Annotated in this window: 27 protein-coding genes; 9 read left to right on the top strand and 18 right to left on the bottom strand. The window is 63.8% G+C overall.

What is annotated here, in order from left to right:
• Positions 1-22: 22 nt before the first annotated feature.
• Positions 23-535, bottom strand: coding sequence for a GNAT family N-acetyltransferase (locus ABC969_RS04300; protein ID WP_345863199.1), 513 nt, complete (start codon positions 533-535; stop codon positions 23-25).
• Between the two features lie 156 nt (positions 536-691).
• Between ABC969_RS04300 and ABC969_RS04295 the strand changes: the two genes are divergently transcribed.
• Together ABC969_RS04295 and ABC969_RS04290 are read left to right on the top strand one after the other, a co-directional pair.
• Positions 692-1063 (top strand): dihydroneopterin aldolase, encoded by a 372-nt coding sequence (locus tag ABC969_RS04295; protein ID WP_345863198.1) that lies wholly within the window; start codon positions 692-694, stop codon positions 1061-1063.
• 4 nt (positions 1064-1067) lie between these two features.
• Positions 1068-1385 carry a Rossmann fold domain-containing protein gene (locus ABC969_RS04290; RefSeq protein ID WP_345863197.1) on the top strand — a complete coding sequence of 106 codons (318 nt, stop codon included), beginning with the start codon at positions 1068-1070 and terminating at the stop codon, positions 1383-1385.
• A 41-nt stretch (positions 1386-1426) separates the two neighbouring features.
• Here the strand turns inward: ABC969_RS04290 and ABC969_RS04285 are convergent, their stop codons facing one another.
• Positions 1427-2275, bottom strand: a complete 849-nt coding sequence (locus tag ABC969_RS04285; protein ID WP_345863195.1) for a hypothetical protein — start codon at positions 2273-2275, stop codon at positions 1427-1429.
• Positions 2276-2483: 208 nt separating this feature from the next.
• Between ABC969_RS04285 and ABC969_RS04280 the strand changes: the two genes are divergently transcribed.
• The 5 genes from ABC969_RS04280 (at position 2484) to ABC969_RS04260 (ending at position 5605) form a co-directional block, all read left to right on the top strand.
• On the top strand, positions 2484-3158 hold the full coding sequence (locus ABC969_RS04280; protein WP_345863194.1) for an energy transducer TonB: 675 nt from the start codon (positions 2484-2486) through the stop codon (positions 3156-3158).
• Positions 3159-3225: 67 nt separating this feature from the next.
• The gene (locus ABC969_RS04275; RefSeq protein ID WP_345863192.1) at positions 3226-4020 is read left to right on the top strand and encodes a MotA/TolQ/ExbB proton channel family protein; all 795 of its coding nucleotides are present in this window, start codon (positions 3226-3228) and stop codon (positions 4018-4020) included.
• Between the two features lie 92 nt (positions 4021-4112).
• Positions 4113-4592 carry an ExbD/TolR family protein gene (locus ABC969_RS04270; protein WP_345863190.1) on the top strand — a complete coding sequence of 160 codons (480 nt, stop codon included), beginning with the start codon at positions 4113-4115 and terminating at the stop codon, positions 4590-4592.
• A 21-nt stretch (positions 4593-4613) separates the two neighbouring features.
• Complete coding sequence (locus tag ABC969_RS04265) at positions 4614-5042, top strand: ExbD/TolR family protein (protein ID WP_345863188.1); 429 nt, start codon at positions 4614-4616, stop codon at positions 5040-5042.
• Between the two features lie 212 nt (positions 5043-5254).
• Positions 5255-5605, top strand: a complete 351-nt coding sequence (locus tag ABC969_RS04260) for a tetratricopeptide repeat protein (protein WP_345863186.1) — start codon at positions 5255-5257, stop codon at positions 5603-5605.
• Between the two features lie 55 nt (positions 5606-5660).
• Here ABC969_RS04260 and dcd read toward each other — a convergent pair whose 3' ends face one another.
• Genes dcd through ABC969_RS04235 form a run of 5 tightly spaced genes read right to left on the bottom strand, consistent with a single transcriptional unit; the run spans position 5661 to position 9030 of the window.
• Positions 5661-6215, bottom strand: a complete 555-nt coding sequence (gene dcd, locus ABC969_RS04255) for a dCTP deaminase (protein ID WP_345863184.1) — start codon at positions 6213-6215, stop codon at positions 5661-5663.
• The gene (locus tag ABC969_RS04250) at positions 6212-7399 is read right to left on the bottom strand and encodes an FAD-dependent oxidoreductase (RefSeq protein ID WP_345863182.1); all 1188 of its coding nucleotides are present in this window, start codon (positions 7397-7399) and stop codon (positions 6212-6214) included. Before ABC969_RS04250 ends, dcd begins: the two co-directional genes overlap by 4 nt.
• Positions 7399-7854, bottom strand: a complete 456-nt coding sequence (locus ABC969_RS04245; protein WP_345863181.1) for a cytidine deaminase — start codon at positions 7852-7854, stop codon at positions 7399-7401. The genes ABC969_RS04250 and ABC969_RS04245 overlap by 1 nt, the downstream gene beginning before the upstream one ends.
• Positions 7851-8522, bottom strand: a complete 672-nt coding sequence (locus tag ABC969_RS04240) for a GH25 family lysozyme (protein ID WP_345863180.1) — start codon at positions 8520-8522, stop codon at positions 7851-7853. Before ABC969_RS04240 ends, ABC969_RS04245 begins: the two co-directional genes overlap by 4 nt.
• Positions 8523-8547: 25 nt before the next feature.
• Positions 8548-9030, bottom strand: a complete 483-nt coding sequence (locus ABC969_RS04235) for a UPF0262 family protein (protein WP_345863179.1) — start codon at positions 9028-9030, stop codon at positions 8548-8550.
• 414 nt (positions 9031-9444) lie between these two features.
• Between ABC969_RS04235 and ABC969_RS04230 the strand changes: the two genes are divergently transcribed.
• Positions 9445-10938: a replicative DNA helicase gene (locus ABC969_RS04230; RefSeq protein ID WP_345863178.1), complete on the top strand. Its 1494-nt coding sequence runs from the start codon at positions 9445-9447 to the stop codon at positions 10936-10938.
• A 65-nt stretch (positions 10939-11003) separates the two neighbouring features.
• Here the strand turns inward: ABC969_RS04230 and ABC969_RS04225 are convergent, their stop codons facing one another.
• The 5 genes from ABC969_RS04225 to cobA form a co-directional block, all read right to left on the bottom strand.
• Entirely contained in the window at positions 11004-11759 is a 756-nt protein-coding gene (locus ABC969_RS04225) for a phosphoadenylyl-sulfate reductase (protein WP_345863177.1), read from the bottom strand.
• Complete coding sequence (locus tag ABC969_RS04220; RefSeq protein ID WP_345863175.1) at positions 11752-12177, bottom strand: DUF934 domain-containing protein; 426 nt, start codon at positions 12175-12177, stop codon at positions 11752-11754. Before ABC969_RS04220 ends, ABC969_RS04225 begins: the two co-directional genes overlap by 8 nt.
• Positions 12170-13801, bottom strand: coding sequence for a nitrite/sulfite reductase (locus ABC969_RS04215; protein WP_345863174.1), 1632 nt, complete (start codon positions 13799-13801; stop codon positions 12170-12172). The genes ABC969_RS04220 and ABC969_RS04215 overlap by 8 nt, the downstream gene beginning before the upstream one ends.
• 98 nt (positions 13802-13899) lie before the next feature.
• Positions 13900-14196 (bottom strand): DUF2849 domain-containing protein, encoded by a 297-nt coding sequence (locus ABC969_RS04210; RefSeq protein WP_345863172.1) that lies wholly within the window; start codon positions 14194-14196, stop codon positions 13900-13902.
• Positions 14193-14981 (bottom strand): uroporphyrinogen-III C-methyltransferase, encoded by a 789-nt coding sequence (gene cobA, locus ABC969_RS04205; protein ID WP_345863170.1) that lies wholly within the window; start codon positions 14979-14981, stop codon positions 14193-14195. Before cobA ends, ABC969_RS04210 begins: the two co-directional genes overlap by 4 nt.
• Before the next feature lie 183 nt (positions 14982-15164).
• Between cobA and ABC969_RS04200 the strand changes: the two genes are divergently transcribed.
• Entirely contained in the window at positions 15165-15830 is a 666-nt protein-coding gene (locus ABC969_RS04200; protein ID WP_345863169.1) for a PEPxxWA-CTERM sorting domain-containing protein, read from the top strand.
• Positions 15831-15886: 56 nt separating this feature from the next.
• Here the strand turns inward: ABC969_RS04200 and ABC969_RS04195 are convergent, their stop codons facing one another.
• The 6 genes from ABC969_RS04195 to astD all read right to left on the bottom strand — a co-directional run bounded on the left by ABC969_RS04195 (position 15887) and on the right by astD (position 22537).
• Positions 15887-16237: a DUF3147 family protein gene (locus tag ABC969_RS04195; RefSeq protein ID WP_345863168.1), complete on the bottom strand. Its 351-nt coding sequence runs from the start codon at positions 16235-16237 to the stop codon at positions 15887-15889.
• A gap of 12 nt (positions 16238-16249) precedes the next feature.
• Positions 16250-16546: a putative quinol monooxygenase gene (locus ABC969_RS04190; RefSeq protein WP_345863167.1), complete on the bottom strand. Its 297-nt coding sequence runs from the start codon at positions 16544-16546 to the stop codon at positions 16250-16252.
• A gap of 123 nt (positions 16547-16669) precedes the next feature.
• Entirely contained in the window at positions 16670-19525 is a 2856-nt protein-coding gene (locus ABC969_RS04185) for a TonB-dependent receptor domain-containing protein (RefSeq protein WP_345863165.1), read from the bottom strand.
• Between the two features lie 128 nt (positions 19526-19653).
• Positions 19654-20316, bottom strand: a complete 663-nt coding sequence (locus ABC969_RS04180; protein ID WP_345863163.1) for a peptidylprolyl isomerase — start codon at positions 20314-20316, stop codon at positions 19654-19656.
• Positions 20317-20409: 93 nt separating this feature from the next.
• Positions 20410-21144, bottom strand: coding sequence for an outer membrane protein (locus ABC969_RS04175; protein WP_345863162.1), 735 nt, complete (start codon positions 21142-21144; stop codon positions 20410-20412).
• Positions 21125-22537 (bottom strand): succinylglutamate-semialdehyde dehydrogenase, encoded by a 1413-nt coding sequence (gene astD, locus ABC969_RS04170; protein WP_345863160.1) that lies wholly within the window; start codon positions 22535-22537, stop codon positions 21125-21127. The genes ABC969_RS04175 and astD overlap by 20 nt, the downstream gene beginning before the upstream one ends.
• Between the last annotated feature and the right edge of the window lie 168 nt (positions 22538-22705).

Genomic DNA, 22705 nt, shown 5'->3' with positions numbered 1-22705 from the left:
CCGCTGCGGCGTACCGGGCAAGTCAGGGTTGGATGGTGCGTCGGGGCGCGAGCAGGCCGGCCCCCGCCGGTACCGCGACGCCGCGCGCGAGCAGCCGGTGTTGCTCGACCACGCCGGGGACGCGCCAGCCGGCAGTCCGATCGGCGCTGAAGCCGAAGAAGCGACCATAATATTCCGGATCACCGATCAGCACCATGGCGGCGCCGTGCCGGCTTGAGTCGGCGGCTTCGAGCGCGTGATGGATGAGCAGCCGTCCGATGCCGATATCCTGGCGCGTCGGTGCCACCGCGACCGGACCAAGCATAACCAGCGGCGTGCTCTCCCCATCATCGGCATCGAAGGTGATCGGCCAGCATTGGATCGTGCCGACCAGTGCACGCTCTTCCAAAGCGGCGAAACTGAGTTCTGCGAGCGGCGCCATGCCCTCGCGGATGCGATAGGCGGTACGGCCGTGCCGTTCCGGGCCGAACGCGACATCTAGCAAGCGCTCGACGTCCGGGGCGGGGATCTCGGCAATCGGCACGATCTGGACCACAAACCTCTCCTCGGCCCGTAGCGCGCGGGCCGCGCGCTTTAGACCGGGCGCGCGTGAACGCAAGCGGAATGGGCTACAGTGACCACGGGTTTCGCTTGCGCGGCCATCTGCTATGGCGCAGCCCCGCGCTGTGATGGTGCGTCGAAAGGATGAAGCTTGGACGATCGTCTCACTCTCGCCGTACATGATCTCGAAGTGCAGGTGTTGACCGGCATCTATTCCGAAGAGACGCATCTGCCGCAGCCGCTGCGCATCTCGATCGATGTCGAACTGGATTGTCCGGCGCGGTTCGAGCCTGATACGCCGCTTGGCGCGTCGAAAAACTATCTCGATCTCAAACATGCGGCGACGACCGCATTGCCGGTCGGCGTGCATTTCACGCTGATCGAGGGCGTGGCCGATCATATTACCGAGACCTTGTTCCTCCAGGATCGGCGCGTGGCGCGCGTGCAGGTCAAAATCGTCAAATTGGCGATTGCCGAAGCAGGCGAATCGATCGGCATGACGCTGGTCCGCCATCGGAGCTAAGGCGATGCTGGGCATCGTCAGCGCGGCGCTGGAAGGGCAGGGGGCGGTGATCGTGGCGCGCCTGCCGATCGCGGAGACGATCGCCGCGATCAAGAGCGCGGATGCGGCGATGGCGCTGGTGATTGTCGGGCCCGAACTGCCGGCGGTGGATCGGGCGATGGTGCTGGCGGCGATCGCACCGCTGGCAGTGGCGCGAGCGCCCAGGCGATTGTGCGCGCTGGATATCGGACACCATGCTGCCGAGGCGGACGTGGTGGCGGTAGCGCGGTTTCTCGCCGGGGCGAAGTCCACGACAGGGCAGGTGCTGGTCGTCGGCGGTTAGCGCCGGCGCTGCAGTTCTGATGTATTTTGGTCGTTAGGCGATCACTCCCGCGTGCACGGCCCCAGCGATTCGATCACAAAGCGATAATCCTCGCGCGCAATATCGGCATTGGGCCGCTCGGTTTCGCCGACGGCGCTGTCCGGCAGCGTGGCCGGCAAGGCGCAGGCCAGCCGATACCATAACAAGGTATCGCGCGGCGGCGGGGCGCCGCGTTGATCGACCACGTCGGCCAGCGAAACGCCCCATAAAGGTGGCTGGTCCGGGCGACGCGCGATGCCGAGCGATACCGGACGGCCATCCGCGGTGGTGAGGAAGATCTGCGTCTCGCCTTCGCCGGGCAGCGAGCCCGCCACGTGGAATGCATTGCCCACCCCGGTAATTTCTGGCGGTGCCGTGCCCGAGACGACCTCCGTCGCGATGCGGCGGGTCAGGTCGTCCGCCGCCGGGCTCCACGGCCGTTGCGCATCGGGCCGGACGAGCTGGATCTGGTCGGCGCGACCGGTCACCGGACGCGCGAACAGCAGCACGCGCAAGCGCTTGAGCTGCGGCAAGCGGCCCCGCGAATCGGGCTGCACATCAAGCAGATACCCGATTCGCCCGGGCAGTGCTTGCGGCCCCCGGAGCAACGCGAGCACATCGGCTTCGATATAAAGTCGGACAAATCCCGCCGGAACCGTAGCGGCTTCACCGCCCTTGATCCTGGTCGTGCGGCGGATCGTCGCGTCGACGATCACCGGCGCGGCGAGGGTTAAATCCACAAACAGCGGATATGGCGGTCCGGCAACCGCTAACCCGCGGTTAACCGCGGAATCCTGCGCCGTGGCGGGGGGAGCGGCGGTCGTGGCGAGCAGCGCCATGCCAAGCAATTTTAGGACGAATATCATAACCATGGAGTTAAGGTATCGGGCGCCGATTAAACAGAAATAATTCTGCAGCGTTGCGATTGTACGTTTGTTGCGTCCGACAAAGCGTTTGCGTCGCTGTATACCTCGCGATAGAGGTTCGGCTCTGTCTGAGGATACACTAGCCCATGGCAGGCGGACCAACGGCCGAAAGGGCCGCGCCGAATTGGCCGTGATAGAGGAGTGTCGTTTCTGAATGGCCTATGCTGACCAAAAAATGAGCGGTAGCAAGGTGGTCGCGATCGTTATCGTCGCGCTCATCCATGCCGTGATCGGATATGCCTTCGTTACCGGACTCGCGTACAAGTACGTGAAGAAGGCGACGGAGAAGATGGACGTGTTCGACGTGGAGGAGCCACCTCCCCCGCCGCCGGACGAGCCGCCACCGCCGCCGCCCGACACGCCGCTGACCCCACCCCCGGTGGTGTCGCCGCCGCCGATCGTTAATGTGCCCCGTCCGCCGGTCCAGATTCAGACCGTGCAGACGCCGCCGCCGGCTATTCAATATACGCCTGTGGCAGCACCGCCGGCACCGCCAGCGCCTCCTGCACCGCCAGCGGCCCCGCCGCGCGCGTCGCAGGCTGCCGGCCTCAGGGGTAACCCGGGCCAGTATTTTGGCGCCGACAATTATCCTCCCGCGGCGATTCGTGCCGAGGCCGAGGGTCGTGTTGTGGCGCGCTTGACGGTGGGTGTAGACGGTCGCGTGACCGATTGCACGGTGACCAGCTCGAGCGGCAATAACGATCTGGATACGACCACGTGCCGGATCGCCAAGAGCAGGGTTCGATATACCCCGGCGAAGGACGTCAACGGTCAGAACATCGCTTCGACGGCGACACTGCCGGTGAAATGGGTGCTACCCAAAGATTAACGCCACGGCCGGGGCGCGTGACGCGCTCCGGCAGATCGTCGATGCTATTTAAGAGGACTATTCGCACATGTTGACCACCATTCTCGCCGCCGGCGCGGCACCGGCCGAAGGCGCCAATCCATACGGTTTCTGGGAAGCGCTCCAGCAGGGCGGCGTGATCGCCTGGACCGTGTTCTTCATTCTCGCGTTCATGTCGATCGTGTCGTTCTACATCATGTTCACCAAGCTGTTCGAACAGCAGAAGGTGATGAACCAGGCCAAGCGCGTGCGCGAAGGTTTCTGGAATGCCGGTTCGCTGCGTGAAGGCGCTGCCAAGCTCGACAAGAACTCGGCCTATCGCCAGATCGTCGACGACGGCCTGATGGCGCAGGAACAGCACAAGCAGTTGACCGATCCGGTCGAAGCGCATGATTGGCTGCACGGCTCGCTCGCGCGTTCGGAAGCGACGATCAATTCGAAGCTGGGTGGCGGTCTCGCCTTCCTTGCAACGGTTGGTTCGGTTGCGCCGTTCGTCGGCCTGTTCGGCACGGTTATCGGTATTTACCGCGCACTGATCAAGATCGGCGCCGCTGGTCAGGCCTCGATCGACGCCGTTGCCGGCCCGGTCGGTGAAGCACTGATCATGACCGCACTCGGCCTGGCCGTCGCGGTTCCGGCCGTGCTGGCCTACAACTGGCTGCAGCGCCGCAACAAGTCGATCGCGGAAGACCTCTCGGCCTTCTCGAACGACGTGCTCGGCAACCTCGCGTCGAATGGCCAGGTTCGCCCGACCTCGCTGCGCAGCGGTGCCAAGCCGATCGTCGCCAAGCCTGCTGTAGCGACCACGACAGCCGGCCAGACCGGTGGCGTGCCGCGCACCTGAGCTGACGGGTCCGGGGCCGCGCCAGGCGCGGTCCCGACCATCGTTGCCGGAACTGTCCGCCAGCGCGATTGAATGGATAGGGATAAGCCTCAATGGCAATGAGTAGTGGGGGCGACCCCGAAAAGCCAATGTCGGACATCAACACCACGCCGCTGGTGGACGTGATGCTCGTGCTTCTGATCATCTTCTTGATCGCGGTTCCGGTCGCCATTCAGGCGATCAAGCTCGAACTGCCGAAGGTGAAGTACGATCCGACGACGACCAAGCCGGAGAACGTCAACCTCTCCGTCACGACCGAGCCGGATGGCACGTGCGGCGTGTATTGGAACACGACGCGCGTAAAGAGCGGCGAATTGCTGACCAAGGCCGTCGACAAGCTCAAGGTCGAGATCGAACGCCAGGGCGGCGTCGGCAACCCGGATCTGGAGCTTCCCGAAGCGCATATCCGCGGCGACGTGAACACCCCGTATCGCTGCATCGGCGGCACGGTTTACACCATGCAGATGGCAGGGTTCGCCCGGGTCGGGTTCATTTCCGAACCACCGGCCGGCGCCCCGTCGAGCCGGCTCTGAGCCACATAGGAGTAATTTGATATGGCAATGGCCGGAGGTTCCGACGACGGTGAACCGATGATGGAAATGAACATGACGCCGTTGATCGACGTCCTGCTCGTGCTCCTCATCATGTTCATCATCACCATTCCGATCCAGACGCACGCTGTGAAGGTCGACCTTCCGGTCAATGACCCGAACAGCCAGCAGAACGTGGTCGATGCCCAGAAGAACAAGGTGTCGATCGATCCGGCGGGGGTCGTTTCGTGGAACGGCGCGCCGGTTGATACCGTGACGCTGCAGCAGTATCTGGAACAGACGACCCAGATCAGCCCCGAGCCGGAGCTGCACTTCCAGCCCGACCCGGCGGCGCGTTATGCCAAGGTCGACGAAGTCCTCGCGGTCGTTAAGCGCTCCGGCGTGACCAAGCTCGGCTTCATCGGCAACGAGCAGTATCGCAACGACTTCTGAGTCGGACGAGATAGACGCATTGGGCGGTCCTTCGGGGCCGCCTTTTTTTTGCCTGCGCTATTCTGTTTTCACTAAACCACTGAAAAGTGGGGTCTTACCGCAAATATGCTGCGGTGCGGTCACGCTTGAATGTATTTCACAAAAGTGACATTCTCCTGTCATAAATATGAAACCTTTCGAACAGGAACGAAGGGCCTGACAGGAGAAAGATCATGCGTATCGCGCTTTTCACTCTAGCCGCCGTGGCGGCCGCCACCCCGTTGGCAGCAGGCGCGCAGGATCGCACCGGGTATAGCCAGATCGCTGCGGGCGATCTCGCCACGGCCGAGCGGACCTTGGTCGCCGAGCGGCGGATCTTCCCGCAGCGCCCTGAATTGCTGCTCAACCTGGCGGCAGTCTATCAGCGCACCGGTCGCCTTGAGCAGGCGCGTGCGTTGTATGACATGGTACTGACGCAACCAGACGTGGCGATGGACGTGCCCGCTGATCGCACCGCGGGATCGCATGACATTGCGCGCAACGGGTTGCGTCACTTGGCAGGGGTGCAGATGTCGTCGCGCTGAGCGGCCTAGGCGGCGTCGGGTGCAGCTGGCGCCCGCGCCGCCGGCGGGTTGGCGATCAGATTTTCGGCAGGGTAACGCCGCGCTGGCGCATATATTTGCCGGCGCGGTCGGCATAGCTGACCTCGCACGGTTCGTTGCCCTGCAGGAACAGGAACTGGCAGGCGCCTTCATTGGCGTAGATTTTCGCCGGGAGCGGCGTGGTGTTGGAAAATTCCAGCGTCACATGGCCCTCCCAGCCTGGCTCCAGCGGGGTTACGTTGACGATGATCCCGCAGCGCGCATAAGTCGATTTGCCCAGGCAGATGACGAGGACGTCGCGCGGCACGCGAAAATATTCCACCGTGCGGGCCAGGGCAAAGCTGTTCGGCGGGATGATGCACACGTCGGTCTGGCGATCGACGAAGCTGTTGGCGGCGAAATCCTTGGGGTCGACGATCACGCTATCGATGTTGGTGAAGATCTTGAACTCGTCCGACACGCGCGCGTCATAGCCGTAGGAGGACAGGCCATAGCTGATGCAACCATCGCGCTTCTGCCCGTCGACGAACGGCTCGATCATGCCGGTGGTAAGTGCCTGCTCGCGAATCCAGCGGTCGGACATGACGGTCATAGTGCGCTCCCCCTTGTTGGCGTCGTCATCCTCTTGCGGGAATGGGAGAGCGAGGCAAGCGGATAGGCGGGCATGTCGTGCATGAGGGCGAGCAGGCGGCGTTCGATCGCGGAGGGCACGGCCCTGAGCATGGCACGGGCCATGCGCTGCTTGAACAGGCTGCCATGGGCGCTGTGCCGGGCGTCGGATGATTGGCGAACAAAGGCGCGGATGCGGGCGAGGCGCAGGCTCTGATAGGTAGCGAGCATGGCGTCAGGCTGCACGATGCTCGCGGCGGACCCGAGCGCGACGGCATCCTCGAGCGCCTGGCAAGCGCCCTGGCCGAGATTGGGCTCCATCGCATGTGCGGCATCGCCGACGCACAGCACGCGGCCGTGGCCGAGGCGGCGGGGGGCCGGACGGGCATGGACGGCAAACGGCAGCAGCCGATCGGCAGGTGTCGCGGCGATCGCCGCGCGGACCACCGCCGGCCAGTGCAAGGCGCGCTCGGCAACAGCGCCAAGCGTCAGGCTGGCAATGTCCGCCTCGGGTGTGTCGTGCATATAAAACCAATATTGTCGGCGGTTGCCGATATCGAACACGCCAAAGCGCGCGCCGTCCCCCTGATATTCAGCAGCGATGCCGGTGGAGGCCAGGCCGGCGACGGGGTCGGATAGCGCCAGCACGCCGCCGTAGCCGCGGTAGCGGGGCGGGTTGCCCAGCAGCTCCGTGGCAGTGGGAGACCAGATGCCATCGGCGACGATCGCGATGTCGCCACGCGCGATCGTCCCATCGATCAGGGTGAACGCCACGCTATCGGCATTCTGTTCAAGCTGGGCGATCGGCTGGCCCAACCGGAGATCGACGGCACCAAGGGCCTCACGCAACGTCGATTGCAATAGTGCCCGCGTAACCATGAACGCCTGGTTGGAGCTCAGCGGATGAGGCCCAAAGAGCGCGCCGCCACGCCGATCGGCAAGCACCATCGTGGCAATCGGCGCAGCTTCAGTGCGAACACGGGCGCCCACGCCAAGGCGATCGAGCGCGGCGATTGCATTGGGCCACAGGCTGAGTGCTGAGCCGGCCGGTTCGATCGCACCGGCGCGTTCGAAGATCGTCACGTCGTAGCCCGCCTGGCGCAAGGCCAATGCCGCTGCCAGGCCGGCAATGCCACCACCGGCGATCAAAGCGCGGCCACGCGGCATCAGCCGATGCCGAGATCCGCGGGACCGAAGGCATATGGCAACAATTCCGACAGTAAATGCTGCCCCACTGCATCCCCCTCCGCGCTGCCGCACCACACGACGATATCGCGTCCGCCGATCTGCGCGGCTTCGTTGATGACCTGGCGGCAGCGGCCACAGGGGCTGACCGGCGTGTCACCGATGACCTTCCCATGCACGATCGCGCCGCCGATCACCGCGAGCGCGACGACATCGGCCAGCCGCCCGGCGCTGCTCGCGGTGGCCAGCGCCACCGTTTCGGCGCAGAGCGACAGGCCGTAACTGGCATTTTCGAAATTGGCGCCGGTGACCACGCTGCCATCGGTCAGCAACAGCGCGGCGCCGACGCCGAAATTGGAATAGGGCGCATGGGCGCGGGTGGCGGCGTCGCGCGCGGCGGTAATCAGGCGATCTCGTACAATGTCGTCTAGCGTCATGGGGCGACTACGTTCCAGTGAATGGGGCCGGGGAGGCCGTCTATACGGCGCATGTCGCTTGCCTGCCACATGCGCCATGGGCGCACGGCGTAGGTTGGCCGGACGAAATTCCGCATGCTCCACACCGGGCGGTCGATCGCGCCGGAGAGCTGGTAGCGGCGTTCGACCGGGGCGGCGATCTTGAGCAACATCGGTGTGCCGGTGTGCGCCTCGACCATCATCACGAATCGGGTCAATTCGGCGATGACGGTGTCGCGCGGCGGCCGTGCGGCGCACGCATCGGTGAAATCGATCAGCACCGCTGCGGGCAATGCATCATCGGCGCGCGGCACGTTGGTGTTGAAATTATTCGCCTGGTCCGCGCCGGAACGGCAGAACGACCAGACATGCAGCGCGCCACGGCGCATGCCGGCGGCCTCGGCGTCAGCCCAATAGGTGGGGAATTGCGCGTCGCGGCCGTCTGCGCCCATCGTGGCGCGGAGATAAACGAAATCGACGCCATCCGCCGCTACGGTCGGGAAATGGACCGTGCCTTGTTCCGCCGTGATGTCGATGCCCTGGAAGGCATAGGTCTCGTCGGACGGATGCCAGCCGCGCGCCACGATCCACAAGGCGATCGCGGCCAGGCCAAGCACGACCATGATCGCCGCGGCGCGGTCGATGCGCACGCCTCCTGCCCGTAAAGCCACTCGGTCAGCCCTTGATATGCAGCACGCAGATCAGCGTGAAGAGGCGCCGGGCGGTATCGAAATCGATCTCGATCTTGCCCTCCAGCCGTTCCTTCAGCAGCTCCGCCGCCTCGTTATGAATGCCGCGCCTGGCCATATCGACCGTCTCGATCTGGGCCGGCGTGGCGTTGCGGATGGCGGCATAATAGCTGTCGCAGATGGCGAAATAGTCCTTGATCGGGCGGCGAAAGCGCCCGAGCCCGAGCACATAGGTTTCCAGATGGCTGTCATCGGCGCGGTGGATGGCGATGCCGAGCCGGCCGTCCTCCACGCTGAGCGAAATCTTGTACGGCCCGGCATAGCCATCCGCATGAACGCGCTGCGGCGCAAAATGATTGCCCTCGATCAGATCGAAGATCGCGATCCGCCGTTCCTGTTCGATATCCGCCGAGCGCCATAAAATGGTGCGCTCGTCCAGCTCGACATTGATGATCCGCGGGTCGGCCATCCGTCATGCCCTATAAGGGATGCGCGCGGGGGACAATGGAAGCGATCCATTGCGCGCCTCGGCGCGGTGGGCCGGGCCTGCCCCGCGGCCCCGTCGCGCTCGCTTGCCCACCCGGCGCCAAGGCCCGTGCCACGCGGGTGAGTCGATCCGACTATCCGGCATTCAATCCGTCGGCTCAGGCTAAGTCGTTATGTTCGTGGACGAAAAACTTGCTGTCCTACAACGCCCCAGCGGTGCATACCAATGCCGTCGTCGACCGTACCGGGGGCTTTCGGAAGAGGCCAAAAACCCCGCTAGCGTCTCAACATTGTCAACATTCGCGGTTGCATCATCCGCGCGCCACATTCCCCGCTTTCCACAAGCGGTTCGGCGCAAGCGGCTTGAGCCGGGAGCGTGGGGGGCTATGACGCGGTGATGGCCTCCATCATCCCGCTTCAACCCGTTCCTGAAATCACCGAGCTGCCGCAGAATGTCGAGGCGGAAGCAGCGATGCTCGGCGCGATGATGATCGACAACCGGCTGGCCGACGATCTGGTCGACAAGCTCGAGCCCGAGCATTTCTTCGAGCCGCTGCACGGGCGCATCTTCGCCGCAATCAAGACCGCGCGCGCCAACGACATGCTGGCCTCGCCGGTCACGCTGCGCCCGATGTTCGAGGGCGATGCGGGGATGAAGGAGCTGGGCGGGCCCGCCTATCTGGCGCAGCTCACCGGCAGCGGCGCCGGGCTGATCGGTGCGCGGCAGTTCGCCAAGCAGATCTATGATCTCGCCATGCTGCGCACGCTGGTAACGGTCGGGCGCGGGCTGGTCGAACGCGCGATGGACACGTCCGAGGAGGTCAATCCGCGCGGCCAGATCGAGCTGGCCGAAGAGGAATTGTTCAAGGTCGCGGCGGATGGCGGCACCGAGAGCGCGATCAAGACCTTCGCCCAGGCGACCACGCTGGCGGTGAAGATGGCGCAAAAGGCGCTCAATTCGGGCGGGCATCTGTCGGGCATCACCACCGGGCTGGACAGCATCAACGCCAAGATCGGCGGCATGCACCATTCGGATCTCATGATCCTCGCCGGCCGCCCGGGCATGGGCAAGACGGCGCTCGCCACCAACATCGCGTTCAACGCCGCGCAGCGTTACATGCGCGACCGGCAGGACGGGATCGAACACAGCGCCTCCATGGGCGCGAAGGTGGCATTTTTCAGCCTTGAAATGTCCGCCGATCAGCTCGCGACGCGTATCCTGGCCGAACAGGCGCGGATTAGCGGCGAGGCGCTGCGCATGGGCAAGATCAGCCGCGCCGAATTCAACCAGCTCGCCGCCGCCGCCGCTGATCTGGAAAATCTGCCGCTGTTCATCGACGATACGGCGGGCCTGACGATCGGTGCGCTGCACACGCGCATGCGGCGGCTGCAACGGCGGCACAATAACGAGATCGGGCTGGTGGTGGTCGATTACCTCCAGCTGCTTACCGGCTCTGCCAAGGCTTCCGGCGATGGCCGCGTACAGGAAATTTCCGAGATTTCGCGCGGGCTGAAGACTTTGGCCAAGGACATGAACCTGCCCGTGCTGGCGCTGTCGCAGCTTAGCCGTCAGGTCGAGCAGCGCGAAGACAAGCGCCCGCAGCTGTCCGATCTGCGCGAATCCGGCTCGATCGAGCAGGACGCCGATATCGTCATGTTCGTGTTCCGCGAGGATTATTACGTCGCGGCGAAGGAGCCCAAGCGACCGACCGAGGGCGATAACGCGAAGATCTTCGAGGATCATGCCGCCTGGGCGACGGATATGGAGCGCGTGTTCGGGCTTGCCGAGTTCATTGTGGCCAAGCAGCGCCACGGCTCGACCGGCAAGGTGGTGCTGAAGTTCGAGCCGAGCATCACGCGTTTCTCGGATTTCGTCGGGAGTGGGTATTGAGGCGTCTGCCTTCTTAGCCCTCTCCCATTCTCCCGCGAAGGGCGGGAGAGGGCTTTAGAAGGAGTTCAGAAGACCGGTTCTTCGCCTGGCTTCTCGGCGACGTGGATGCCGCATTCGACCTTTTCCCAGCCGCGCCAGCGGCCGGCGCGGGGATCTTCGCCGGGTTGCACTTTGCTGGTGCACGGTGCGCAGCCGATCGAGGGATAACCTTGCGCCTCCAGTGGGTGGCGCAGCAACTGATGCTCGGCGAAATAGGCGTCGAGGCGGGGCTTATCCCAATCGGCGAGCGGGTTGAGCTTCAGGCGGCCTTCGTCTTCCTCGAAGCGCGGCATGGCGATGCGCGTGCCGGCCTGAAAACCCTTGCGGCCGGAAATCCACGCGTCGAACGGGGCAAGCGCCCGGCGCAGCGGCTCGACCTTGCGCAGATCGCAACAGCCGTCGGGATCGTAATTCCAGCGCAGCCCGGTTGCATCCTTGCTGGCGAGCAGCCGCGGATCGGGGCGAAACACGCGCAGATCCGTCAGTGCCAGACGTTCGGCGAGCTCGTCGCGATATTGCAGCGTCTCGCCAAAAATCTTCTGCGTGTTCACGAAGATCACCGGCACGTCGCGGTCGATCTGCGCCACCATGTGCAGCAACACGGCGCTTTCGGCGCCAAACGAGGACACCGCGGCGATACGCCCCTTGAGCTCGCCAGCGAGTAATTCGGCCAGCATATCCTGCGTGGACACGCCGGCAAAACGCGCGTTCATTTCCGCCGCGTCCACCTTGGTGAACGGGGTTACGTCGACATAATCGAGAACGCGCGCTGCTTCAGCCATGCCGCATTTTCCAGATTGGCACGACGGGATCGGCCGCTTTCTGGTAATAGCTTTCGTAGCGCGACAGGCTGGCTTCGGCAGTGGCGGCGTCGATTTCGGATTCGGGCGCGAAGCTGTCGAAACCGCAACGGCGCATCGGCAGCAACTGATCGACCAGCACGTCGCCCTGCGCGCGCAATTCGCCCTCATAGCCCGCCTCGCGCAGGATCCGCGCCGCACTATAGCCGCGGCCGTCACGGAAGCTGGGGAAGCTGATCTCGATCAGCGCGATCTGCCCCAGATGCGGCAGCAGCGCGCGGGCGTCGTCGCCGGCTTCTATCCGCACGGCAGTGGCGTTGGTTTGCCCAAGGAACGCGTCGAGCGTGACGGCGGGCTCTTCGTGCGGCTGATCGTCGCGGTAGCGGAGAAGATTATCCATAGATCGCCTCCTTGAACGGGGTCATGCCGACGCGGCGATAGGTATCGAGGAAGCGTTCGCCATCCTCACGCAGCCCGAGATAGGTTTCGGTGACGCGCTCGACTGCATCTACCACGCCGTCTTCGTCGAAGCCGGGGCCGGTGATCTTGCCCAGGCTGACATCCTCCGCGCCCGAGCCTCCGAGCGACAGCTGGAAGTTTTCGACGCCCTTCTTGTCCACGCCGAGAATGCCGATGTGCCCGGCATGATGATGGCCGCAGGCGTTGATGCAGCCGCTGATCTTGACCTTCAATTCGCCGATGTCGCGCTGGCGTGCGGGATCGGCGAAGCGCTCGGTGATCTTTTGCGCCAGCGGGATCGAGCGCGCATTGGCCAAGCTGCAATAATCGAGGCCGGGGCAAGCGATGATATCGCTGATCAGATCGAGATTGGCGGGGGCAAGCCCGGCGGCGTCGAGCTGTTGCCACACGGCATGGAGATCGGCCTGGCGCACGTGCGGCAGGACGATGTTCTGCGCATGCGTCACGCGAAGCTCATCGAAGCTATAGCGTTCGCCGAGATCGGCCATCAAATCCATTTGTGCCGAACTTGCATCGCCCGGAATGCCGCCCTGCGGCTTGAGGCTGATATTGACGATCGCGTAGCCGGGCCGCTTGTGCGGCTTGACGTTCTGATCGAGCCACAGCGCAAAATCGGGATCGCTGCGATCCACGATCGCCCCGTCATCGGCATCAAAGGCGGGGTCGGCAAACATCGCGGTGATGCGGTCGAACTCGGCCTTGGGCGGATCCAGGTCGAGCGCCTTCACCGCGACGAATTCCTCTTCGACCTGGCGGCGATATTCCTCCGCGCCGATCTCGTGAACCAGGATTTTGATGCGAGCCTTGTAGATATTGTCGCGGCGGCCGTAGCGGTTGTACACGCGCAGGCACGCTTCGAGGTAGCTCAGCAGATCGTCGGCGGGCACGAAATCGCGGATTTCGGGGGCGATCATCGGCGTGCGGCCCATGCCGCCACCGACATGGATGCGGCCACCCAGCACGCCGTCACGCTCGAGCAACTGGATACCGATATCGTGCAGCCGCATCGCCGCGCGATCTTCGTCGGCACCGATCACGCAGATCTTGAACTTGCGCGGCAGGTACGTGAATTCGGGATGGAACGTGCTCCACTGGCGCAGCAATTCGGCCCAGATGCGCGGATCGGCGACCTCGTCCGCGGCGGCGCCGGCATATTGATCGGCGCTGATATTGCGGATGCAATTGCCGCTGGTCTGGATGGCGTGCATCTCGACGGTCGCAAGCTCGGCCAGAATGTCGGGCGTATCCTCCAGCTTGATCCAGTTGAACTGCAGGTTCTGGCGCGTGGTGAAATGCCCGTAATCGCGGTCGTATGTACGGGCGATATGCGCGAGCATGCGCATCTGGCGGCTGTCCAGCGTGCCGTACGGAATGGCCACGCGCAGCATATAGGCGTGCAACTGCAGATACAGGCCGTTCATCAGGCGGAGCGGCTTGAACTGATCCTCGGTGATCTGGCCGGCGAGGCGGCGCTTCACCTGGTCGCGGAATTCCTCGACACGGTTGTCGACCATCTGCTGGTCGTAAGAGTCGTATTTGTACATTTCTTACCTCGTCATCCCAGCGGAAGCTGGGATCTCAAGCAACATGGTGCGCCCTTGCGGCACGAGACCCCAGCGTTCGCTGGGGTGACGGGAGGGGATCATATCACCCAACTGCCCGCCGACGGATCAGCTGGTTTCAACGTCAAATCCGTGCGCACGGTCGGCCCGAGCGCGCGGATGCGATCCTTGATATGCGCGGGGCGGGGGCCTTCGGGGGTGAGCGTCGCATCGATGACATAGGGCACGTTAACGCGGCGCGCGCCTTCCTCTGCGCGCAGGATCGCTTCACCCTTGTCGCCAACGTCGGTCGCGTCCTCGACATGCCGCGACCAGCCCTGGCCAGTCCACCACACCACGTCGCCGCTGGGCAGATCGTTACCGGTAAGAAGTTTCATGCTGCAGCTTCCGCAATCTTGGCCCAGCGGGCGAGTTTGTCCTCGGCGTCGCTCAGCTCAACGACCTCGCCGACGACGATGATCGCCGGGCTGGCGACGCGCTCGCGTTCCACCATCTGGCCCAGATCGGCAAGCAAGGTTTTGATCGCGCGGTGCCCCGCAAGCGTGCCTTTTTCCAGCACCGCGACCGGCATGTCGGGGGCAACGCCATCGGCCATCAACTTATCGGCGATGTCCGACGCGGTGGCGACGCCCATATAGATGACCAGTGTGCGGCCCTGGCCTGCCAAGCCCGACCAGTCCTGATCGGCGAGCCCTTTGCACTGGCCGGCAACGAAGCTGACCGCGCTGGAATGATCGCGGTGCGTGAGGGGTAGCATCGCCTCGGCCGCGCAACCCAAAGCGGCGGAGACGCCGGGGATGACCTCGACCGGAAGCCCCGCGGCGCGCACCGCTTCGACTTCCTCGCCGCCGCGCCCGAAGATGAACGGATCGCCGCCCTTCAGGCGGATGACGATCGCGCCGGTCTTCACGTGCGCGACGATCAGCGCATTGATCGCCTCCTGCGGCAGCGTGTGGCGCGCGCGCTGTTTGGCGACCGAGATGCGCTGCGCCGTAGCGGGCGCAATATCGAGCACGCGTGGATCAATCAGGCCATCATGCACGACGATATCTGCTTGGCGGAGCGCTTCGACCGCGCGGACGGTTAGAAGGCCGGGATCCCCCGGCCCCGCGCCGACGAGGATAACGCGCCCGCGGGCGGTGGGATCGAGCAAACTGGCCATGGCTGTCAGATGGTCGCGTGGCGGCGGCGGCGCAACCGAAGGTTGCTTGGGGCTGGGGTAGGGAAAGTTTGCGCCCCGCCGACGCGGTCAAAAATGTCGCGCGACGTCACCGAACTGTCGCTTACAATCATTAATGCTCCATTAACTTTCCGATGATCGGTCAGGTTGAAGGGGTAAAGCGTTATGAAACTGATCTCACGTGCCATGGGTGCGGCCACCGCAGGCCTGCTGTCCTGGGTGGCGCCGGCGCACGCCGCAACGACGCTCGATTTCGATGCGTTGCGCAACAAGAGCTCGACCAGCTACACTTATGTCACCGGCCCATACAAAGAAGACGGCTTCACGCTGACGGCGTCGAACTGCCAGGGCAGGGACAAGAGCGGCTGCTTCGCCGCGGTGCAACCATACAAAAGCATGGACAAGGTGGGGGCATCGCTGTTCACGCAGTTCGTGTCGCCGACGGTGACGGTCAAGAGCGACGATGGTGCCGCTTTCGTGTTCCAATCGATCGATTTCTCGGAATATTTCGACAACGGCGCCTACAATCCGTTTTCGACCAATGTGAATTTCAGCTTTGTCTTCCAGGATGGCACGCTTGGCACTGCCGCGCGCACGTTCAGTACGGCGGGCAAGTTTCTGCCGACGACTTTCGCGTTCGATCTGGCGCCGGTGACCTCGGTCAGCTGGACGCCGGTGACGGGCAGCGGCGTGCAGTTCGACAACATCGTGCTGGGCGCCGTAGCGGCCGTGCCAGAACCTGCGACCTGGGCAATGATGCTGATGGGCTTTGGCATGATCGGCGGTGCCGCCCGGCGCCGCGGCAAAACTGTGGCGACGCGTTCGGCCTGATTTCCGGTCTCGTCAGTAGCAGCCGCCGATCGTGAGATCGGCGGCTGTCGAGCGCGCTAGAGCTGCAAACCGAAGCGTGGGCCGAGCCATGTCATCGCGCCATACAGCGTGATGGTCAGCGCACAGCCGGCCGCGAGCGCGATCCAGAAGCTCATGCCGTGGCGCAGCAGCAGCGGGATCAGCAGGAACATCGGCAAGGACGGCAGGACGTACCAGAAGGTCGCACCGGCATGCGCCGCCATGGTTTCCGCATCCGGCGACTCGTTCCACAACCAGATCATGCCGAGCACCGAGACTAACGGCAGCGAGGCGATCAGTGCGCCGAACCCCGGATAGCGCTTGGCGACCGTCGAGGCGACGGCGATCAGCACACCGGAAATGCTGGCTTTCAAGACGAGGTACAGCATCGCAGCCGGTGCTCAGCCGATATCGATCGGGTGCGTCACGATGATCGTCGGGCGGGCAGCGGCGATATCGCGGACGGCGAGACCGAATGCCTTGAAGTGATCGGAGGCCATATGCTGCTGCACGGCCGCGTCGTCCGCGTACAGTTCGTTGAATACGAACCGGCGCTCGCCGTCATTTTCCTGCCATAGCTCGTAATGGAGTACGCCGGGCTCGGCGCGCGAGGCGGCGACGCAGATCTGCGCGGCGGCGATGAAGGCGTCGTCCTGACCTGGGTTGACGGACACCAAGGCGACCACTTTGACGGACATGTCTCTCTCCTCGAACGATGAGCATCGTTCGTGGGCTTTCGCTGCCGCGGTGGCAATATCTCACGCAACGCCAACGCAGAAGGAGAGCCGCCCGCCCGACTGCGCGAGCGGCTCCGGCAGAAGTTACATTTTGTAAGATAGGCGCAGATAGCCGAACTGGCCGGGCACGTCGTACGTCGTCGGATCGAAATTGTTCAGGCTGCAGCTGAAACAGGCCGGCGGATCGGTGTTGAACACATTGTTGACGCCGATGGTCAGCGCCGCGCGCTGATCGAGAAACGCTGGCGACAGGATGATCTGCGCATCGCCATAGAAGCGGCTCTTGAGCTCGTTGGGATCGCCATTGGCGTCGAGTTCGGTGACCGCGTCGATGTAGCGGCCGGTGAACGACGCAGCGATCGGGCCATAAGCCCAATCGATCGTGGCATTGCCCTTCCATTTGGGGAAGGCCTGATCGGGACTGCCGCGCTCGGTGCCTTCACGGTCGATCACTACGGCACCGTTCGAGGCGGACAGGCGGTATTTGAGCAGCCGTGTGGCGTTGACCGACAGGCCGAAGGTGCCGAGCGAGCTGACGGGCGAGCGGTAGTTGATCGTGGCGTCGAACCCGCTTGTGCGGATCGCATCGAGATTGTCGAGCGTGGCGTCGATCTCGTTGATGAAGCCGTTGGCGGTACGGACGATCTGCGCGCAGCTCGCGGCATCGCCGCTCAGCGCGCAATTATTGAGCTTCACGTTGGCATCCACCGCCGCGATCGCGTCGGTGACACGAATGTCGTAATAATTGGCCTCCACGCTAAAGCTGGCCCCGGCACTGCGCGTCCAGGCGGGGGAATAAACGCCGCCGAACAACAGGCTGCGCGACTTTTCCGGGCGAAGATTGCGATTGCCGCGGGTCAGCACGGGAAGCTGCCCGCCCTGGTCCTCGGCATAGCTGCCGGCCGCCGGCACGCCATCGGCGATGCAGTTGGCGCGCACGGTGGCGTTGCTTTGGAACAGGCCGCCGGCCGCGCTGGTGCACGGATCGTTGGCCGGCAAATCGAAGCGCGAACGATCACCGAACAATTCGCCCAGGCTGGGGGCGCGGAAGCCGGTGGCGTAGGAACCACGCAGCAACAGATCGGCGACTGGTTTCCAGATCGCCGCACCGGTATAGGTCGTGCTGCCGCCACTGATCGAATAATCGGCGTGGCGCACCGAGCCGTTGAGTTCGAGCGAATTGAAGAACGGCGTGTCCTTAAGCAACGGCACGCGCAGTTCGCCATAGAATTCGTCCGAATTGTATCGGCCCGCGGCGGGCTTCGAGGGGATGTCAGCACCCAATCCCGCAGCGACGATCGGGTCGGGATCGAAGCTGGCGATCTGAATGCGATGTTCGTAGCCGACCGCGAAGCCGACCGGCCCGGCGGGAAGATCAAACAGATCGCCGTTGAGGTTAGCGGTGAAATCGTAGAGCTTCTGCTCGCTCTTGTCGCGTTCAGTGAAGGCGATGAAGGCGAGCTGGGCGGGTGTGACCGAGCCGTTGCCGCCGAACAGGTTCAGCGGCACGCAGGCGCCGGTGCACAATGCGACGGGACCAATCGCTTGCGCCACGCGCGCAGCATTGACGTTGCCGGTGAAGCTTTGATGCGCGTTGTTGACGCCGAACGCGGCGTTGGCATCCCAATACCAGCGACGCTCGCCGACGCCGAACGAACCGTCCAGCGTGGCTGAGCCGGTCATCGTATCGACTTGCTGGTTAAAAGTGCGCTGTCCGGCTTCGACCAGACGGCGGGCAATGAAGGAGTAGTTGGCCGGCGCCTCGCCCGGTTTGCCGGCCGAGAGCGTGTAGCCGAACGGATTATACGGGTTGGTCGCGTCTATCGAGAGCGTGTCGAACAGGCTGCCCGCGCCATTGCCGGCATCGGGCCCGATGAACAGCGGCAGGAACGCGGCCTGATTCTGCGAATTGCGCCGGTTATAGGCTGCCTTGACGCGCAGATTGACGCTGTCCCTGACCTCCTGCCTGAAGCTGAACCAGCCGCCGTAGCGCTCGGATGGCGTCAGAATGTAATTGAACGGCGCGAAATTGAACCGATCCGACGCAGTGAACGGGCGCAGATTGGCCAGCGTCGGATTGTTGTTGGGCGGATTGGCGATCGTCAGATTCCCGAATGAACCGAGAAAACGGCCGTTGACCGCCGCGCTGGAGCACCCGCCGATCGGATCGGTGCAGGCGGTCTGCCCGGGATTGGGGAAGAGCGAGATGCCGCGATCGCCCGACCGCACCGCTTCTTGCTTCACATAAGAGGCGCCGAACACGAAATTGGTCCCCGGCCGCTTGATGCCATAGCTGGCGCTGTAATCCTGCGTATGGCCGTCACCCTGGCGAAACGTGCCGAACTGGGCCGAGGCGCGCAGCCCTTCCTGCTGCGCCACGGTGATGATGTTGACCACGCCGGCGATCGCGTCCGAGCCGTAGAGCGAGGAGGCGCCCGATTGCAGCACTTCGACGCGGTCGATCATGTTGCCGGGGATCGTGTTGAGGTCGACCGTGGCGGGGATGCCACTCCCGCTGGTGCCGGGTACGTAGCGCAAGCCATCGACCAGCACGAGCGTGCGTTTTGAGCTGAGATAGCGCAGATCGATTTCAGCCGATCCCGCACCCACGCCGCCGCCATCGGGCGGATTGCCGAGATTGCCCGAATTGTTGACCTTGGAGTTCAGCCCGCCGCTCGCGCTGGGCAAGCGTTGCAACACATCGGCGACGGAGGACAGCCCGGTACGCGCAAGCGAGGCCTGATCGATGAGCACGACCGGGCTGTCGTTCTGCAGCGGATCGCGGCGGATGCGCGAACCGGTAACGACGATGTCCTCGACTGGCGCCTGATGGAGGGCGGCAGCCACCGGCTCGACGGTTTGCGCGTGAACCGATCCGATGTGAAAAAAGACTGTCGCGCAAAAGGCCGCGCCGCCGCGTAAAACAGCTTTGGACGTCATCGATGATCCCCCGTTCGTTGCGCGAGCGAAGGTGACCCAACCGATTTGGTCTGACAATCAGACCAATATGGTTTCTATCGAATTGTTACGCAGTGTGGCGGTGGTGCAACAATTCGACCGTGGCAGCGCTAACGCTTGACCAGCCAGGGTTTGACCAGCCCGGTCGGCTTGGCCGGGCCATCCAGCCGCTTGGCGTTGATCACGCGGATGCCGTTCAGCAACATCTGCCCGCCCATCGCGCCACCGGTCTTGCCGGCCATAATGCGCTTAACCGTGGGCATGCCCGCGGTCACATGGCCGAACGCGGCATAGCCAGGGAAGCTGCCCTTGGCGTCGAAGCTGGGCATCGCGCCCACCGTGATAAAGAAATTGCCGCCTGCGGAGTTGGGGGTGGTGCGCCGGGCCATGCTGATCGTGCCATCGGTGTGCCGGATGCCGCTTTGATCGGTGCGCTCGTGCTTGAACGGGGGCAGGATGCGGCGCGCGTCGGTGCGGATACCGCCCTGGATGAAGCCGTATTGCGGCGCGTTCTTGGAGCGCGCAGCGCGGTAGATGATCGCGCCGTCGAAGCGACCGTCATCGACATAGGCGAGGAAGTTCTTGGCGGTTTCGGGCGCTCGCCGTGTATCCAGCGCCAGCGTGATCGGGCCCGCCGTCGTGACGAGTTGAACCCGGACGATGCCGGCGCGTGCGGCAGCCGTGGGCGCCGGCTTGCGCACTGGATTGGCAAAACCAGGGGCGACGAGCAAGCTCGCGACGAGGGCGGCAAGCGCACGGATGGGGATCGACATGTGGGGCGCTATAGAGGCCCGGAGGGCACAAAAAAACCCTCCCCCGCAGCGCGGGAGAGGGTCTTTGCTACCGCATCACTGCGGGAGTTGAGCTTACTTGAAGCGGAAGCCGACGCCGATCAGCGCGCGCTGACGCGACGTGTTGTCCGAATACTGCGAGAACTTATACTCGCCGTTGACGTAGAACTGGTCGGTCAGCGAATACTCAACGCCGCCGCCAACCTGGTAACCATCGGTGTTGAAGTGGTCGTAATATCCACCAACGCCCGTAGCAAGGTTGCCGCCGCCTGCCGGTGCAGCGATTGCCGAACCGGTGAAGCTCTTGCGCTGTTCGTTGTTCACAAAGCCGCCCTTACCATAGACCAGCAGCTGCGGGGTCACGAGCACGCCTGCGCGGACTGCGACGCCATATTCCTGGAAGCTCTTCTGGCACAGCGTGCCGCTGCCGTTGACGCCGGCGGCAACGCAATTCTCGGTGTCATCCGGATTCCACAACGTGCCTTCAGCGCCGATGACGAAACGATCACCGATCGTGCCGTCGAAGCCGATCAGGCCGCCATAACCGAAGCTGTCGTTATGCGTGCCCTGCGACTGGAAGCGATCACCACCAACCTGGCCTTCGACGCGAATGCCACGGAACGTCGTGCCGTTGCTGCTGGTGGAATCCTGCGCCGAAGCGACGCCGGCGGTGGAAGCTGCGAGCAGAGCAGCAGCAATAACAAATTTACGCATAATTTTAATAACTCCCTTGGACGTCGCACGCCCAAACCATTGTTCTCCTTTATGGTTCCTTAACGGCGCAAGATAATTATCCGTCGCGCAGGCCAATGCCGATGCTTGCCCGCACTTGATCGGCCTCGTTACTGACCACTGGATAGGCACAATAATCTGCGGCGTAATAGGCGCTGGGGCGATGGTTGCCGGACCAGCCAATGCCGCCGAACGGCGCGCTGGAGCTTGCCCCGTTGGTCGGCTTGTTCCAGTTGACGATGCCGGCGCGGGCATTGGCCCAGAAGCGATCGTACAGTTCCGGCGTCTGGCTGATCAACGATGCCGACAATCCATAGCGCGTGTTGTTCGCCTCGGCGATGGCATCGTCGAAGGTCGTGGCGCGGATCACCTGCAGGATGGGGCCGAATAGTTCGATATCGGGGCGCTCGTTCATATCGGTCGTGTCGATCAGCCCGGGAGTGAGAAAAGGGCGGCCGGGCCGGAACCGTTCAGGATGGCGTAGCGCGCGCCCGCCACGCATCATCAGCTCAACGAAGCTGTCGGTCAGCATGTCCGCCGATTCATTGTCGATCACGCAGCCCATGAACGGGGCGGGGGTGGCATGCGGTTCGTCGACGATAAGCTTGCCCGTGAGCTTGAGCACCTGCTCAATCACTTGATCATACACGCGCGTGTCGATGATCAGGCGGCGCGCAGCGGTGCAGCGCTGGCCCGCGGTGGTGAAGGCGCTCTGCACGATCAGCGCCGCGGTGGAATGCAGATCGGGCGATTCCCACACGATGATCGGATTGTTGCCGCCCATTTCAAGCGCGAGGATCTTTTCGGGCTTGGTGGCGAAGGCGCGGTTGAGCGCGATCCCGGTGCGCGCCGATCCGGTGAAGAGCAGCCCGTCAATGCCATCATGCGCGGCCAGGGCCTTGCCCTCGTCCGGTCCGCCGATCACCACGCGGATACAGCCTTCCGGGATGCCGGCGGCATGGAAACATTCGACTAGGAAGGCACCGGTCGCCGGGGTCTTTTCCGATGGTTTGAACACCACCGCGTTGCCGGCGAGCAATGCGGGGACGATGTGGCCATTGGGCAGGTGCGCGGGGAAATTATACGGCCCTAGCACCGCTAGGACGCCGTGCGGCTTGTGCCTGAGCGCCATGCGGCTGCCCATTGGTGCGTCCATGCGGCGCTGTGCGGTCCGCTCCGAATAAGCTTTGACCGAAATATCGACCTTGGCGATGACCGAGTCGACCTCGGTCCGCGCTTCCCACACGGGTTTGCCGGTTTCGCGTGCGATCAAATCGGTAAACGCTTCGCTGCGTGCGCGGACGACGTTGCCAAAACGGCGCAACGCCTCGATGCGATAGGTGAGCGGCTGCGCGGCCCAGCCGGCCCAATTGGCGCGCGCGGTGGCGACCTCCTGATCCACATCGCCGATTGGGGCACGCCATAGCAAAGCGCCGGTGGCGGGTTCGTAGGAGATGAGCTCGGCGGACATTAAGTGGGTCTTTGCCTCAGATTTCGGGAGGGGTCTAGCTTCTGCAATTCCTTCCTGAGCTCTGCTTGGGGAGGGCGACCAGGAAGCTGATGGAGGGCAGCCACGAGCGTTGCGCTGCTAGGCTTACCGTTCCACAATCCGGCAGAAGAAGCCGGGCGGTCCCCCTTC

The organism is Sphingomonas qilianensis, assembly GCF_039614825.1.
GTDB lineage: Bacteria > Pseudomonadota > Alphaproteobacteria > Sphingomonadales > Sphingomonadaceae > Sphingomonas > Sphingomonas qilianensis.
The sequence above is the reverse complement of the archived record's forward strand: the minus strand, read 5'-3'. Positions and strand labels throughout refer to the sequence as shown.